11 protein-coding genes and 1 tRNA gene are annotated in these 15665 nt (G+C 74.7%); 7 read left to right on the top strand and 5 right to left on the bottom strand.

Features of this window, described 5'->3' with window-relative positions; genetic code table 11:
• Positions 1 to 329: 329 nt before the first annotated feature.
• Positions 330 to 1409 (bottom strand): ThiF family adenylyltransferase, encoded by a 1080-nt coding sequence (locus ACI78Q_RS21365; protein ID WP_456925468.1) that lies wholly within the window; start codon positions 1407 to 1409, stop codon positions 330 to 332.
• A 109-nt stretch (positions 1410 to 1518) separates the two neighbouring features.
• Positions 1519 to 1671, bottom strand: coding sequence for a DUF5679 domain-containing protein (locus ACI78Q_RS21360; RefSeq protein ID WP_012950213.1), 153 nt, complete (start codon positions 1669 to 1671; stop codon positions 1519 to 1521).
• A gap of 375 nt (positions 1672 to 2046) precedes the next feature.
• Here ACI78Q_RS21360 and ACI78Q_RS21355 point away from each other — a divergent pair, with 375 nt between their 5' ends.
• Positions 2047 to 2712, top strand: coding sequence for a M48 metallopeptidase family protein (locus ACI78Q_RS21355; protein ID WP_456925467.1), 666 nt, complete (start codon positions 2047 to 2049; stop codon positions 2710 to 2712).
• 12 nt (positions 2713 to 2724) lie between these two features.
• Here the strand turns inward: ACI78Q_RS21355 and ACI78Q_RS21350 are convergent, their stop codons facing one another.
• On the bottom strand, positions 2725 to 4086 hold the full coding sequence (locus ACI78Q_RS21350) for a zinc-dependent metalloprotease (protein WP_456925466.1): 1362 nt from the start codon (positions 4084 to 4086) through the stop codon (positions 2725 to 2727).
• Between the two features lie 112 nt (positions 4087 to 4198).
• Between ACI78Q_RS21350 and ACI78Q_RS21345 the strand changes: the two genes are divergently transcribed.
• The 4 genes from ACI78Q_RS21345 to ACI78Q_RS21330 all read left to right on the top strand — a co-directional run bounded on the left by ACI78Q_RS21345 (position 4199) and on the right by ACI78Q_RS21330 (position 9082).
• Complete coding sequence (locus ACI78Q_RS21345; protein ID WP_456925465.1) at positions 4199 to 5221, top strand: YlbL family protein; 1023 nt, start codon at positions 4199 to 4201, stop codon at positions 5219 to 5221.
• A 200-nt stretch (positions 5222 to 5421) separates the two neighbouring features.
• Positions 5422 to 8367, top strand: coding sequence for a UPF0182 family membrane protein (locus ACI78Q_RS21340; protein WP_456925469.1), 2946 nt, complete (start codon positions 5422 to 5424; stop codon positions 8365 to 8367).
• Between the two features lie 106 nt (positions 8368 to 8473).
• Positions 8474 to 8547, top strand: a tRNA-Met gene (locus tag ACI78Q_RS21335).
• Positions 8548 to 8989: 442 nt separating this feature from the next.
• On the top strand, positions 8990 to 9082 hold the full coding sequence (locus ACI78Q_RS21330; RefSeq protein WP_456925464.1) for an LPXTG cell wall anchor domain-containing protein: 93 nt from the start codon (positions 8990 to 8992) through the stop codon (positions 9080 to 9082).
• A 275-nt stretch (positions 9083 to 9357) separates the two neighbouring features.
• On the opposite strand, the gene ACI78Q_RS21325 is transcribed toward ACI78Q_RS21330, so the two are convergent.
• Both ACI78Q_RS21325 and ACI78Q_RS21320 read right to left on the bottom strand, forming a co-directional pair.
• Positions 9358 to 12114: a LuxR C-terminal-related transcriptional regulator gene (locus ACI78Q_RS21325; RefSeq protein ID WP_456925463.1), complete on the bottom strand. Its 2757-nt coding sequence runs from the start codon at positions 12112 to 12114 to the stop codon at positions 9358 to 9360.
• A 184-nt stretch (positions 12115 to 12298) separates the two neighbouring features.
• A complete protein-coding gene (locus ACI78Q_RS21320) occupies positions 12299 to 12541 on the bottom strand; it encodes a response regulator transcription factor (RefSeq protein WP_456925462.1) in 243 nt (80 codons plus the stop codon).
• Positions 12542 to 12751: 210 nt separating this feature from the next.
• Here ACI78Q_RS21320 and ACI78Q_RS21315 point away from each other — a divergent pair, with 210 nt between their 5' ends.
• Both ACI78Q_RS21315 and ACI78Q_RS21310 read left to right on the top strand, forming a co-directional pair.
• Positions 12752 to 13801: an AraC family transcriptional regulator gene (locus ACI78Q_RS21315; protein ID WP_456925461.1), complete on the top strand. Its 1050-nt coding sequence runs from the start codon at positions 12752 to 12754 to the stop codon at positions 13799 to 13801.
• Positions 13794 to 15089 (top strand): MFS transporter, encoded by a 1296-nt coding sequence (locus ACI78Q_RS21310; RefSeq protein ID WP_456925460.1) that lies wholly within the window; start codon positions 13794 to 13796, stop codon positions 15087 to 15089. The genes ACI78Q_RS21315 and ACI78Q_RS21310 overlap by 8 nt, the downstream gene beginning before the upstream one ends.
• The last annotated feature ends 576 nt before the right edge of the window (positions 15090 to 15665 follow it).

The raw sequence follows: 15665 nt of genomic DNA, 5'->3' as shown, positions 1-15665 counted from the left end.
GCCGCGGAACCGGCGGTGCCGTGCGCCCGCGTGACCTCGCAAGCTCGGTTCCGCGCCGCTCGTCGCTGGCGCTCCTCGGCCGCGGAACCGGCGGTGCCGTGCGCCCGCGTGACCTCGCAAGCTCGGTCACGTGTCCTCCTCGCTGGCGCTCCTCGGCCGCGGAACCGGCGGTGCCGTGCGCCCGCGTGACCTCGCAAGCTCGGTCACGTGTCCTCCTCGCTGGCGCTCGTCGGCCGCGGTCGCGGCTGCCCCCGGTGAGGGGCCGCAGGCGCACTCTGCCGCCATTGTCCCCCGAGCGGCAGGTACGGCGCCGTCGGAGGCCTGCTGGGTCACCCCACAGGGGCCACCACCGGCGTGCAGCCGCAGTCCGGGTGGACCGGCCAGCGCCGGGTGCGGGGGAGGAGGTCGGGCGCGCGCAGCTCCAGGGTCGCGCCCAGCGCCACGGGTGCGGCGCGACCGTCGAGGTAGGCCAGCGCCTGGACGGCCGCGACCACCGCCGTCATCAGGCAGGTGACCGTGGCCCCGCCGGGCACCCCGCCACCGGCGGTCAGCTGTGCGGCCAAGGCCGGCCACCGCGGGTCGGCGTCCCTGCGGTGCAGGTCCGCGCACCGCAGGCAGCTGCTCGCGCCCGGGACGACCAGGGGTCCGACCACGCCGGTCTCCCCGCGGACGGTGGCGACCAGATGGGGGACACCGCGGGCCAGCAGCTCCGCGGCCGTCGGGTCGGAGGCGGTCCACGGACCGGTGAGGACGACGAGGTCGGGGGACGTGCAGGCCGGCAGGGGCCGGAGGTCGGTCTGCGGGCTGGCCCTGCGGACGGCGTCGGCCGCCGCGAGGGCCCGGGGACGCCCCTCGTCCGCCGCGTCGAGCCCGCCGACGACGGCCTCCTCGGCGGCGACGAGGCCGCCGTCGCGGACGCTGACCCGGCCCACGCCGCTGGCGGCCAGCAGGGCGGCGAGGGGGACCCCCACGCGGGTGGCTCCCTCGACCACCACCGCCGCCGCCCGGCGTGCCTGCCACGCCGAGCCCCTCGGGAGCCGCACGGCGCCCGGCCCGGTCGCGGCGGGCAGCTCCGCCCGCGTCCGGGCGGCGGCGGCCGGCCCCGCATCGGCGGCCAGCAGGTCGGCGGCGTCGAGGTCGACCAGCAGTCCGGTGGCCCGGAGGCCGTCGAGCAGATCGGCGACGGCCGCCGGGTCGTGACCGGCGCGGGCGGCCTCGGCGACCACGGTGCGCTGCGGGCGGCGCCCGTCGAGCCCGCGCAGGAGTGCGGTGAGGCCGGTGTCGGGGCCCACGAGCAGGCCGTCGGCCGTGTCGACACCACCCACCTGCACCGCGGGGTCGCCACCGGGGGTGGTCGACCGCAGCAGGGGGACGGTCGGGGGGAGCAGCGGGTGCGCGGTCTCACTCACGCCGGCAGGGTGCCAGCGGGAGCGGCCGGCCCGCTGGCGTCGTCCACAGGCCAGGGGACGACGACGGCGGCGCCCGCAGTGCGGGACGCCGCCGTCCGGGGCCGGGGACTCAGGCCTTGCCGAGGATCCGGTTCATCTTCGTGCCGCACACGGGGCAGGTGCCCTGCGCCATGCGGCGGCCGGACTCGCTGACCTTGACCTCGCCGTCGAAGTCGCGCTTCTCCTTGCACTTCACGCAGTAGCCGTTGTAGCTCTCCGCCACGGTGCCTCCTCGTCGTCCGGACCTCTCGGCACCCGTCTCGGGCGCCGTTGCCCGGGAACGCTACCCGGCGCCGGGCGCCCTCCCCGGTCCACGGGGAGGTGCGACCGCTCCGTCGACCCACAGCCTGTGGACAGACCTGTGGAGGGGGTGGGGACGTGGCGGCGTGTCGCTGTGCGCAGGCCGGGGACGGGCGCGCGCCGGGGCCTGTGACCAGTGCCCTGGTTCCCGGCCGACCTGCGGGAACACCGCACCGGGGGGTGTGGACGGGGCGCGTCCCCGGGACGGGCGCCGTCGTGTCCACCGTCCGTGCGACAAACCCCCGAGCGGGGGCGGGTCCTGGCGCGGTGCGTCGGCCGGGGGAACTACGGTTCCTGCGTGCCCGGAACGACCCCCGACGCCACGCACGGCCCCGTCCCCGCCGCACGACCGGACGACCGCCGGGCTGCCCGCGCCGTCCCCAGCGCCGGGGTGGCGCGCGGGCGGTCGGCGTCGGTGCTCCCGGACGACGTCGAGGTGCGGCGCAGCGCCCGCCGCCGCCGGACGGTGACCGCCTACCGGGAGTCCGGCCGCACCGTCGTCCTCATCCCGGCCGCCTTCAGCCCCGCCGAGGAGCGCCGCTGGGTGGCGCAGATGGTCGCGAAGCTGCAGACCCGCGAGGAGCGGCGCCGGCGTTCCCTGGGTGGGGACGACGAGCTGATGGCCCGGGCGCGGGCGCTCTCGGAGACCCACCTCGACGGTGTCCCGCAGCCGGCGAGCGTGCGCTGGGTCGACAACCAGCAGCGGCGCTGGGGGTCGTGCACCCCGGCCGACCGCACCATCCGGCTGTCCAGCCGGCTGCGCACGATGCCGGAGTACGTCGTGGACTACGTGCTGGTCCACGAGCTCGCCCACCTCATCGAGCCCAGCCACGACGCGCGCTTCTGGGCGCTGGTGGCGCGCTACCCGCGGGCCGAGCGGGCCCGCGGGTTCCTCGAGGGCGTCGAGGTCGCGCAGCCCGGGGGCGAGAGCCCGTCGACCGGGGACGACGACCCGGTCGACTGAGCGCCCCCGGGCTCAGCCCTGCGGGCCCTCCTCGGGGGCGTCGCGGCGGCGCTCGGCGTCGTCGGCGGTGAGGCGCCGCAACTCGTCGTCCGCCCCCTGACGGGCCACGAAGTCCAGCGGCTCGTCGAGGTCGTCGGAGGTGGGCAGCAGGTCGGGGTGGGACCACAGCCGGTCCCGCTCGGCGCTGCCGTACCGCTGGGCCATCGCACCCCAGACCGTCGCCGCGTCGCGCAGCCGGCGCGGGCGCAGCTGCAGGCCGACCAGGGTGGCGAAGGTCTGCTCGGCCGGACCCCCGGAGGCCCGGCGGCGGCGCATGGTCTCGGCGAGCGCGCCGTGACCGGGCAGCCGCTCACCGGCGGCCGCGGCGACGACGGCGTCCACCCAGCCCTCGACCAGGGCCAGCAGGGTCTCCAGCCGGCGCAGCGCCATCTGCTGCTCCGGGGTCTCCTCCGGCTCGAGCAGGCCGCTGCCCAGCAGCTGCTGGATGCTCTCGGGGTCGGTCGGGTCGATGCCGCCCATCGAGCCCATCGCCTCGCTGACGCCGCGCTCGATGGCCTCGCGGTCGACGTTGATGCCCCGCGCGTAGGCGTGCACGGCGTCGTGCAGCTGCTGGCGCAGCCACGGCACGTGGGCGAACAGCCGCTGGGAGGCGGCCTCGCGCAGCGCCAGGAAGAGCCGCACCTCGTCGAGGGGGCGGTCGAGGCCGGTGGCGAACTCGGCGACGTTCTGCGGCAGCAGGACCCCGGAGCCGGCCGGTGCCAGCGGCAGCCCGATCTCGGTGCTGGTGAGGACCTCTCCGGAGAGCCGGCCGAGGGCCTGGCCGACCTGGGCGCCGAACAGGACCCCGCCCATGCGGCCCATGAGCCCGCCGAGCGGTCCCGCCATCGCGGCGGCCTCGGGCGGCAGTGCGCCGGTCATGGCGGACACGACGCGCTCGGCGAGCGGGTCGATGAGGCTGCTCCACGCGGGCAGGGTCTGCTCCACCCACTCGACCCGCGACCAGGCCAGCGGCCGGTCGACGCCGGAGGGGAGCTCCGTCACCTGGTCCAGCCACAGGTCGGCCAGTCGCAGCGCCTCGGCGACGGCGGTGCGCTCGGACTCCGACGTCGGCTGCGACCCCGCGGCCAGCGCGCTGATCGCACCCTGCCGGGCGAGGTCCCAGTTGACCGGGCCGCCCGACCAGTTCATGAGCTTCTGCAGCTCGGCGAACAGGGGCATCTTGGCGAGCAGCTCCTCGGGGGCGCCCGCGCCCGCGCCGCCGCCACCGAAGAGGGCACCGAACCCGAACGGGTCGTTGCCGGCCCCCGATCCGGACTCGCCGCGACGCTCGGGGTCGCGGTCGGGGACGCCGAAGCCGAACGGGAGATCGCTCATGCCCCCACGGTAGACGCGTGATCTTCCCGCCGGGTCGCCGTCCGCCCGCAGCGGAACCGGGAACCGCCGAGGCCGCGGCCGCGTCCAGGTGCGCGACATAGGCTGGCCGGTCGTGACCCGTCGGATGGCCGTCCTCAGCGTCGGTGTCGTGCTGCTGGTGGTCTTCGGTCTGCTCGGCGCCGCGGTGCCGGTGCCCTACGTCGCGCAGGTGCCCGGGCCGACGTTCGACACGCTGGGGGAGATCGACGGCGAGCCGGTGATCGACGTCCAGGGGCGCGAGCGCAACGACGTCGACGGGCAGCTGACGCTGACCACCGTCGGGGTCAGCCGCGCCGGCCTCAGCCTCGTCGAGGCGGTGCGGGGCTGGTTCGACGACGAGGTCAGCGTCGTCCCCGAGGAGTCGGTCTACCCCTCCGGGCGCAGCGTGGAGGAGACCCGTGAGGCCAACCGGAAGGCCTTCCTGAGCTCGGAGGAGGCCGCCGAGGCCGCGGCGCTCGCCCAGCTCGGCCACCCGGTCAAGGTCGTCGTGCGGGGGCTGTCGGACGACTCGCCCTCCGACGGGCTGCTGGAGGAGGGCGATGCGCTCGACAGCGTCGACGGCCGCCCGACGCCCGACACGGAGGCGCTCGACGAGGTCCTGGGCTCGATCCCCGGCGGGTCGACGGTCACCGTCGGCTACACCCGCCTGGGCCGGCCGGGGACGGCGACGGTCACCACCGGCACCGCCGAGGACGGCGGGGGCTCGCTGCTGGGGGTGCTCGTCCGCGAGCAGCCCTCGGCGCCGTTCGACGTCGACATCCGGGTGGCCGACGTCGGCGGTCCGTCGGCCGGGCTGATGCTCAGCCTCGGCATCCTCGACCTGGTCGGCGACACCGACCTGACCGGCGGTGCCATGGTGGCCGGCTCCGGGACCATCGACGCCGACGGCGACGTCGGCCCGATCGGCGGGATCCAGCTGAAGATGGTCGCCGCGGCCGACATCGGCGCCGAGCTGTTCCTCGTGCCGGCGGACAACTGCGCCGACGCGCTGGCCGCCCCTCAGCCGGGGCTGACCACGGCGCGGGTCGCCACGCTCGACGACGCCCTCGAGGCCCTCGCCGACCTCCGCGCGGACCGGACACCGGAACCCTGCTGACGACGCCCCTGCCGCACGCCGTCGCCGGCGTGGGGGAAGCTGTCGGCCGGAGTGGGCGATCGGGGAACCCGGCGCGGTCCCGCGCGTTGGTCTGGGTTGACGGACCGCGCCGGCAGCCGTGCCGGCCGGCCCGGCCACCCGCGGCCGGCAACCCCGTGGCTGCCCGCCACGACCGCAACTGAAGGAGACCGCTCGTGGCCATGCGGCCCCCCGTGTCCGTGCCGACGCTCTCGCGGCGCGCGAAGGTGGTCATCGGGGCCATCGCCGTGCTGCTGGTGCTGTTCACGGCCATCGGGACACTCACCAACGTCTACGTCGACTACCTCTGGTTCGACGAGACCGGCTACACCGAGGTCTTCTGGACCGAGCTGCAGACGCGTGCCCTGCTGTTCGCCATCGCAGGGGTCGCCACCGGTGGCCTCACCGCGCTGTCGATCTACCTCGCCTACCGGTTCCGGCCCACGTTTCGGCCGATGTCGCTCGAGCAGCAGAACCTCGAGCGGTACCGCCAGTCCCTGGAGCCGCGCCGCACCCTGGTGCTCAGCGCGGTCGCCGTCGTCCTCGGCCTGTTCGCCGGGTTCACCGCCCAGAGCAACTGGGAGACGTGGCTGACCTTCCGGAACTCCACCGACTTCGGCCAGACCGACCCGCAGTTCGGCCTCGACACCTCCTTCTTCGTCTTCGACTACCCCTTCTACCGGCTGCTGCTGGGCTTCGGCTTCGCGATCGTGCTGCTGTCGCTGATCGGGGCGCTGCTGACCCACTACGTCTTCGGCGGCCTGCGGCTGCAGACGCCGGGGCAGAAGCTGACCTCGGCGGCGATGATCCAGCTGTCGGTCCTGCTCGGCCTGTTCGTCGCCCTCAAGGCGGCCGCCTACTGGCTGGACCGCTACGGGCTGGTCTACTCCGACCGCGGCGAGCTGTTCAGCGGCGCCAGCTACACCGACGTCAACGCGCTGCTCCCGGCCAAGACGATCCTCGTGTTCGCCGCGGCGGTCTGCGCGATCGCGTTTTTCGCCAACGTCGTCGTCCGCAACTTCCGGCTGCCGGCCGCCGCGCTGGTGCTGCTGCTCCTCTCGAGCCTGGTCATCGGCGTGGCCTATCCGGCGATCGTGCAGCAGTTCGTGGTGCGGCCCAGCGCCGACCAGCGGGAGTCGGACTACATCGAGCGGGCGATCGCCTCGACCCGGCAGGCCTACGACCTCGCCGACGTCGAGTACATCGACTACGCGCAGCAGAGCACCGGCGAAGAGGTGGACACGCAGGCGGCGCTGGCCGAGCTGCGCAACGACACCGAGACGATCCCCAACGCCCGGCTGCTGGACCCCAACGTCCTGGCCGACACGTTCACCGCGCGCCAGCAGATCCGCAACGTCTACGGCTTCCCGGAGAAGCTGGACATCGACCGGTACACGATCGACGGCGAGACCCGCGACTACGTCGTCGCCGTCCGTGAGCTCGACAGCGAGGGCCTGTCGGAGAACCAGGACACCTGGATCAACCGGCACACCGTCTACACGCACGGCAACGGCTTCGTCGCGGCCCCGGCCAACGAGGTCGTGGCGGGGCAGGAGGGCGGCGAGCCCAACTTCACCACCCGCGACCTGCCCACCGTGGGCAACATCGACGTCGAGCAGCCGCGGATCTACTACGGCGAGCTGATCGACGACTACTCGGTGGTGGGTGCTCCCGAGGGGGCCACGCCGCGCGAGTTCGACCAGCCCGAGGACGGCTCCGACGAGGGCCAGATCAACAACACCTACGACGGCGAGGGCGGCGTCGCGATCGGCAGCTTCTTCCGGCAGCTGACCTTCGCGATCTACTACCGGGAGCGGAACTTCCTGCTCTCCAGCGCGGTCAACGACGGCTCGAAGGTGCTCTACGTCCGCGACCCGCGGGAGCGCGTGGAGAAGGCCGCGCCGTTCCTCGAGGTGGACGGCGACCCGTACCCGGCGGTCATCGACGGCCGGGTCACCTGGATCCTCGACGGCTACACGACGTCGGACTCCTACCCGTACTCGGAGTCGATGGAGCTCGGCGAGGCCGCGTCCGACGCGCTGACCGGCACCGGGACGACGGCGCTGCCGAACGAGCAGTTCAACTACATCCGCAACTCGGTGAAGGCCACCGTGGACGCCTACGACGGCACGGTGACCCTCTACGAGTGGGACGAGGCCGACCCGGTCCTCGAGACGTACATGAAGTCCTTCCCCGGGGTGATCCAGCCGCGTGACCAGATGTCCGACGAACTGGTCGGGCACGTCCGCTACCCGGAGGACCTGTTCAAGCTGCAGCGGGACATCCTCACCCGCTACCACGTCAGCGACCCGGTCGACTTCTACAACCAGAACGACCGCTGGCAGGTGCCGGCCGACCCGACCCAGGACACCCAGGAGGCGCAGCCGCCGTACTACATCCTGGCGCAGCGGCCCGGTGACGAGCAGGCCAGTTTCCAGTTGACCAGCGCGCTCAACGCCTTCCGCCGCGAGAACCTGTCGTCGTTCATCTCCGCGTCCAGCGACCCGGCGACGTACGGGGAGATCCAGGTGCTGCGGCTGCCGGGCAACACCCCGTTCCGCGGTCCGCAGCAGGTGCAGCAGTCGTTCATCACGAACAACCAGGTGCGCCCGGACCTCACGCTGTTCAACAGCCAGGAGTCGCGGGCGGTGTTCGGCAACCTGCTGACCCTGCCGATCGGCGGGAACGGCCTGCTCTACGTGGAGCCGCTGTACGTGGAGGGCACGGGGGAGAACTCCTTCCCGCTGCTGCAGAAGGTGCTGGTCAACTACGGCGACCGGGTCGGCTACGCGAACACGCTGGCCGAGGCGCTGGACCAGGTGTTCGGCGCCGGGGCGGGGGAGTCGGCCACCGACAGCGACGGGACGCCGACGCCCACGACGCCCACGGAGCCGACCACCCCGGCCGAGCCGACGACGCCCGTGGAGCCGGCACCCGATGCGGGCGGGACGGCGGACGTCCCGGCGATGGAGCAGGCGGTCAGCGACATCAACGCCGCCCTCCAGGCGCTGGAGAACGCGCAGCGCAACGGCGACTTCGCCGCGCAGGGTCAGGCGCTGGCCGACCTCCAGACCGCCGTCGAGGCCTACCAGGCCGCCCAGGGCGCCGCGGCGTCGCCGGGCGGCTGAGCCCACCCACACGGGTCCGGGGCGGCCGCCCCGGACCCGTGTGGTGAGGCCCACCCCGGACCCGGGTGCACCCACTCCCGGCGAGGGGGTACGCTGGTCCTACCGACGCGGGGTGGAGCAGCTCGGTAGCTCGCTGGGCTCATAACCCAGAGGTCGCAGGTTCGAATCCTGCCCCCGCTACTACGCGGACGTGCGATTCCGCTGTCTCGGACCGGCCCCTACCGCTTGGCGGTAGGGGCCGGTGCCGTTTCCGGCCCCGGTGCGGGCGGCTCGTGCGCCGGCGATGCCCAGGCATCTGTGTGGGCGTTGCCAGGGCGTCGGCCGCGTGTCACCTCTGCAGCCCCGACGGGAGCAGGGATCTCTGCCGGCCGCCACGCACGCGGGTGCGCACCGGCCGGGCAGCCTGGCCCGAGCCCACCGGGGAGGGCGATTCCGGCCGGAACGGCGGCTCGCTCGTCACGGATCCGGATCAGCCGGACGTCGGTGCCTGGTGTGGCTCTCATCGCGGTGAGCGGGTCTTCGTCCTCGTGGGGTGACGCCGCGTGCGGAGGTTCGCTGCAGGCTGACAGTCACGAGCAGGCGCGTCACCGGCGTCCTGCTCACACGACAGGGAGGGCGACCGATGAACGGCTGGCTCATGTGGGGCCTGATCCTGCCGCTGCTGCTGGTCATCGCCGGAGTCATCACCATCCGACGCCGCAACCACCGGCCCTGACCCGGACCTCCCGCCGCTCGTGGACCGCCGCCCTCCCGGTGACTCACCGAGAACCACGGCGGCCAGCGGCGAGAGGCCGGACCGCTCCCGTGCCGCGTCCGGCTCGACGCGCCGTCATCGACGACTCGATGGAGCGAGCTGTCCGGCACGACACCGCCGCACCGCCGTCTCCGCCTCCACTCGTGCCTCGGCGCGGCCGTCGCGACGTCCTTCGCGCGGACCGGAGCTCCATGACATCCCCGTCGCCATCGGCTGAACGAGCGGGGCGGGATCTTCTACGTCGCCGTCCCTTCCGCGCGGCGGTCGCCGACGGAGCCGTGCCCGGGGGGCGCGGCGGTGGGTGCGAGCAGGTGCAGTTCGCGGGCCCGTCGGACGGCCTCGTTGCGGCGGGTCGCGCCGAGCTTGCGCAGGATGGTGCGGACGTGGGTGCGCACAGTGTTGATGGAGATGAAGAGCGCGGCGGCGATCTCGGCGGTGGAGAGCATCCCGGCGAGCAGCTGCAGGACCTCCAGCTCTCGCGGGCTGAGCTCCCCGATGATCGCCGAGGGCGGCTCCGGACCAGATGACCCGGTGGTCGCCTCGGCCGGGTGGCGGGGTGTGGGGATGGCCGGTGCGGTGGGGTTGAGCCAGGCGCCCACGGTGGCAAGAGGCGGATGGGCGCGCAGCAGCGGACGCAGCCGCGGTGGCGCGTCGAGGAAGGGCCGGCGCAGCCGCTCAGGTTCGGCCAGCTGCAGGGCGTTGTCCAGTGTGGCGAGAGAGGTGGCGGTGTCGCCGGCGGCGGCGAGCAGGCAAGCGCGGACGACGGCGTCCTCGACGGCGAGCCCCAGCGGCAGCGGGCCGCCGGCATCAGCCGCGCCGGGAGCCGCGAGGCCTTCGCCGACGGTGGACAGCCCGAGGGCCGTGGCGGTGGCGCGCATCACTCGGCGCCGCGGCGAGCCGGGCGGCAGGCGGTCGAGCAGACCCTGCGCGCCTGGCCCGTCGTGGCGGGCGAGGCGGATGCGGATGGCCTCGGTGAGGACGTGCTCGCGCACCCAGCCCGGGGTCCCCACGATGTCCAGGGCCGGCTGGAGGGCTTGCTCGGCGGGGTCGAGCTCGCCGCGGGCCCGACGCAGCCGGCTGTTCAGCACGGCGAGCAACGGGCTGCTGATCTGGGGGTCCGGGCGCCGTTGCGCGGCACGGGTCAGCCAGCGGCGGGCGGTGGCGAGTTCGTGGCGGTCCACGGCGGCCCAGGCGGCGGTGATGGCCGCAGCGGGGGCCCGGTCCGACTCCGGCAGACGGCCTTCGTCGGCGAGGGACTCGTAGTCGGCGGCCAGCTTCGTCGCGCGCCGCAGCCGTCCGACCAACGCCTCGAGCAGCGCCAGGTCGGCCAGGCAGCGAGCGACCAGCCGGGGTGCGTCGCAGGCGCGGCCCGCTGCCAGAGCACGCGCGAAGGCTTCACGCAGCGCCCGTTCGGGGAGCTCGCTGGGCAGTAGCGCCATGGCCTGGCTGCAGGCGAGCACGGCGGTCAGCTCGGCTCGCCGCTGCGCCTGTCCGTCGGGCAGCGCCGCGATCAGGGACTCAGCGGTCACGGCGGCCGCACGCACGCGATCGGCGACCGGGCCGGCGGCCACGGCGGCGGCGCAGACGACGGCCGCGCCGATGCGCAGGGCGGGGCGGGCAGCCGAATCGCCGGCGACCGCCGCGGCGACGGTGAGATCGGGGAGCGCCGCCGGACGATCCGCGGCGAGCGCAGTCGCGGCCCGCAGCACCGCAGCGTCCGGCCCGCCCGTGCTCACCGGCGGAGCCCCGCGGGCGGAGCCGCGGGTCAGCAGGTGGCCGACCGCGAGGTCGTCGATGAGCAGCCGGGCGGCCAACTTCTGGTCGCCGGCGGCGCGGGCGTGCTCGACCGCGACCGCCAGGCGCCCCGCGGCGGCGTACCAGTCCGCGCAGAGGTGATGGCCGGTGGCGAACGCGACCGGGTCCTCGTAGGCCAGCTGGCCCTGCAGCAGCTCGCGGAACAGGGCGTGGATGCGGTAGCCGCCGGGGGCGCCGGCGGCGCGCTCGACGAAGGCGTGTTCCGCGGCCAGCCCTGCGAGGATGCGGCCGCCGCCGGGCCGGCCGGCGAGGGAGTCGACCAGTTCCGGCCACAGCTCGCGGGTGGCGCTGACCCGCAGCAGGAACCGGCGCACCGCGGTCGGCTGGTGCTCGAGGACCTCGGCGACCAGGTACTGGGCGACGCTGCCATCGTCGGCGGCGAGCGAGGCGAGTAGCCGGTCGGGGTCCATGCCCTGGGTGAGCGGGGCGGCGGCCAGTCGGAGCGCGGCCGCCCAGCCCTCGGTTCCCCGCTGCAGCGCCGCGGCCACATCGGCGGCCACCGGGGCGCCGAGAGATGCCAGCAGCTCGCCGGTCTCCTCGGCGGTGAAGGCGAGGTCGTCGGTGCGGATCTCGGTGAGCCGGTCGTCGAGCCGGTAGCGGTGCAGTGGCAGCAGCGGATCGGCGCGGGCGCACAGCACCAGCCGCAGCCGCGCACCGGTGTGCCGCACGAGCAGGTCCAGGGCGCCGGTGAGCTCGCGGGCGGTGAGGTTGTCGGCGTTGTCGAGGATGAGCACCACCGGCTCCGGCTGCGCGGCCAGCGCCGCGGCCAGGCCCGTCGGCCAGGCCCCCGCGGCGGGGGCGCCGGAGCCCCGCGCCGGAAGGTCCGGAAGGGCCAGCCCGGCCTGCCGCAGCGCCGCCAGGAGATGGGGCGGGAAGACGGCCGCGTCGTCGTCACCGGCGTCCACCGACAGCCATGCCAGGCGGCGGCCCTGCTGCGCGCGCATCCACGTGGCCGCGAGCACCGTCTTTCCCGAACCGGCGGGGCCGGACAGCAGTGTCACCGGCGTGCTGGCCACCCCGCGGGTCAGCGCCTGCAGCAGCCGCGGCCGGGGCAGCGGCGGAAAGCCCAGCGGCGGTGGGCTCAACTTGTCCAGCAGGACCGTCCCGGTCCAGTCCGGGGCGCTGTGCTCGGGCCGGGAGCGGCGTGCCTGGAGGGTCTCCGCAGTCGCCTGGAACATCGGTCTGCTCCACTGCCGGTCGGGCCGGACGGGCGATGCGACGGGCCGCTTCTCGGGTGACTCGCCTGCCGGGCGGTGCGCGGTCATCTTGACCACAACCAATCTGTCTCGACACAGGGCCGTTGGTCCTCGGAGCGGACACCCTCGGTCGGTGGCCGGGGATCGGGTCCTCGGGTGGGCTCGGTCAGAGCAGTCCGAGGTCTCGGGCTCGCGGCACCACCTGCTGCCGGTTGGTGACGTCCAGCTTGGCGCAGAGGTGGTGGATGCGGGCGCGGACCGTGTTCGTGGAGATCGACATGGCCACGGCCATCTGCGCGGTCGATCGGCCGGCGGCGAGCAGGCGCAGCGCATCGAGCTCCCGGGCAGACAGGACCGGCCTTCCGTCGTGGCGTGCGCCGTCGGATTCGGCAGCGGGCGGGTCGGGCATGGCGGCGCTCCGTTCCCCACGGTCGCACCGCACCCGGCCGCTCCCGGTCCGTTGCGACGGACTTCTGCAGCACCCCGCGGGGCCGGGCGACCGGTACGGTCGCCGCGGCTCCAGGTGCCGTCACGCTAGAAATCCGCAGCCGAAGACGCTTCACGGATGTGGTCGGCCTCTTCCGCATCCTGGCCACCGGGCGCAGAGGAAGGAGCTCACATGGACCGTTTCGTGCGCTACGCCGCGCTGACCGGCTACCCGGAGCTCGCTCGCTCCGTCGGACTGGACCCGGCACGGCTGATGACCGACGCGGGGCTGGACATCGCCGACCTGGCCGAGCAGGACAAGTGGATCCCCGCCGTCCCGGTCGCCCGGCTGCTGGAGCGCTCGGCTGCGGAGTCCGGCGTCGAGGACTTCGCCGTCCGGCTCTCCGGCCGCCGGCGGCTCTCAGCGCTGGGCCCGCTCAGCGTGGTGCTGCGCGAAGAGCCCGATCTCCGCAGCGCCCTGGACCTGCTGATCCGCTACGAGCAGGCCTACAGCGGCATCCTCGACCTGCGGCTGCTGGAGGCCGACGGGCTGGCCACGGTGCAGGTCTGGCTGGAGTTCGGGGCGCCGGTACCGGTCCGCCAGAGCATGGACCTGACCGTGGCCAACCTGCTCGGCGTGCTGCGCTCCCTGGTGCGCGCCGACTGGCAACCGCTGTCCGTCCTCATCGCGCACCGTCCGCCGGCCGACCTCGCCGTGTTCCGGCAGGTGTTCGGCCCGGGCCTGCGCTTCGACCAGCCGTTCACCGGCGTGGTCTTCCCGGCCGGGGATCTGGACCTGCCGACGGTGACCGCCGATCCGGTGTTGCGACCCTACGCCCGCCGCCTGCTGGACACCGTGCTCCCACCACCTCCGGCGACCCCGACCGCGCAGGTCCGCTCGATGGTGGAAGTCCTGCTGCCGACCGGGCGGTGTTCCCTGGCGCACGTCAGCCGCGCCCTGCACGTCCCACCCCGCACCCTGCACCGGCACCTGGCCGAAGAGGGAGAGAGCTTCTCGGCGATCGTGACCGACATCCGCGCCGGGTGGGCCGAGCGGTACCTGGGCACCGACGCCTACTCGCTGACCGAGATCGCCCATCTGCTGGGCTTCGCCGCGCCCAGTGCGTTCTCCGTGTGGTTCCGCAGCCACTTCGGCACCACCGCGACCGAGTGGCGCCAGCGCGGCCGCGCCGGGCCCGCATCGACCCTGCGGCTGCAGCACGGGAGCGACGACCGTGCCTGACGCCGGCGCCGACCCGCCGGTCCCCGGGGCGACCCGGGCGCACTACCCCTGGCTGGTCTTCGCGCTGGCGTTCGCGCTGCTGCTGTCGGACTTCATGTGCCGGCAGGTGCTGGCCGCGGTGTTCCCGTTCCTCAAGGCGCAATGGGCGCTGACCGACACCCAGCTCGGCGCGCTGAGCAGCGTCGTCGCGCTCACCGTCGCGCTGCTCACCGTTCCGCTGTCGGTGCTCGGCGACCGACTCGGCCGTCGCCGCGCCATCCTGGCGATGGCCGGGTTGTGGAGCCTGGCCACCCTGGGCTCGGCGCTCGCCGCCGACTACGGGCAACTGCTCGCCGCCCGGGTACTCGTCGGCGTCGGCGAGGCGGCATACGGCAGCGTCGGCCTCGCCGTCGTGCTCGCCCTCTTCCCTGCCCACCGTCGCGCGACGTTGTCCGGGGCGTTCACCGCCGGCGCCGCGTTCGGCGCCGTGCTCGGCATCGCCCTCGGAGGCGCCCTGGCCTCCCGGTTCGGCTGGCGGTGGGCCGTCGCGGCGATGGCCGTGCTCGGCCTCGTGCTCCTCGTCCTGTTCCAGATGCTGGTCACCGACGACAAGCTCGCCCGGCACACCGTGCCCGACGCGGGCGACGTCCTGCCCGGGGCTCGGTTGCGTGCGCCGCTGTCGGCGGTGCTGTCCCCGCCCGCGGTGCTGTGCACCTACCTCGGCAACGGCCTGCAACTGTTCGTCGCCGGCTCCCTGCTGGCCTGGCTGCCCAGCTACCTCAACCGCAGCTACGCGCTCCCCGCGGCGACCGCCGCCATGCTCGCCGCCGGCCTGCTGCTACTCCTGGGCGTCGGGATGATCGGCTGCGGAGCGCTCACCGACCGGCTCGCCCGCACCCGGCCGCTGCGCCGCTGGACCACCGCGATCGGCTACGCAGTGGCCTCGCTGGCCCTGCTCGGCGGCGGCTTCTCCGTGCCCGCCGGGCCGGCGGAACTGGCCCTCATCGGCGCCGGGGTCTTCTTCGCCGCCGGCACCTCCGGCCCGGCCGGCGCCCTGGTCGCGGAGCTGACACCCGCGTCGATCCGGGCCAGCGCGTTGGGCATGCTCGCCCTGGCCAACAACCTCATCGGCCTGACCGCCGGCCCGGTGGTCACCGGAGCGCTGGCCGACCGGTTCGGGCTGCCGACCGCGCTGCGACTCGTGCCGGTCGTCTCCCTCGCCGCCGTGGCCGTGCTCACCATCGGACGGCGGATCACCCCGAACCGCCCGGGCCTCGCCACAGAACTGACACCGGCGACCGACTCGTAGTACCCCCGTTGCGGAGCCGTCGACCGTGGGGACCGCCGGGATGCCGGGTTGACGGCCGGCACAACGGTCGTTCGGGTCAGGACATCTCGCGCTCGTCCGGGTCCAGTCGCCGTCGCCCGCCCAGACGTGGTGGTCCAGGTGCAACTGGCTCAGGGCGCCGCGCAGGGCCGGCGAGGCGCCGCGCAGAGTGATCCGCGGTCGGGCCGCAGCGCCCGGCGGTAGGCGCGCCCGATGGCGCGCAGGCCGGCGTGGTCGGCGACGGCCGCCCGCCGGTACAGCAGGTCGGCGTTGGGCGACGGGCTGGAGGCTCTGGGGCCCCGCCCGGTGAGGCGCCGCGGCCCGGTGAGGGCCTCTGTCTCTCACCAGGCGGGGTTGCGCGTCATCTTTCATGGACACGTCCGTCCGCAGCCCGGCGCCGATGCCGCTCCGGTGATGGTCGGACCGCTCCGACCGAGCCGGAGGCGACGGCATCCCGGCCGGTCCTCCGCTGAGTCCTGGTGTTCTGGTCAGGGCGCGTGGACGATGCCGTGGGCGCGCCCCGCGGCCGACGTCGATCGAGAACTGCCCGACTGGTGA

The organism is Geodermatophilus sp. SYSU D00705, from assembly GCF_054050135.1.
This window is presented reverse-complemented; position numbering and strand designations above follow the sequence as displayed.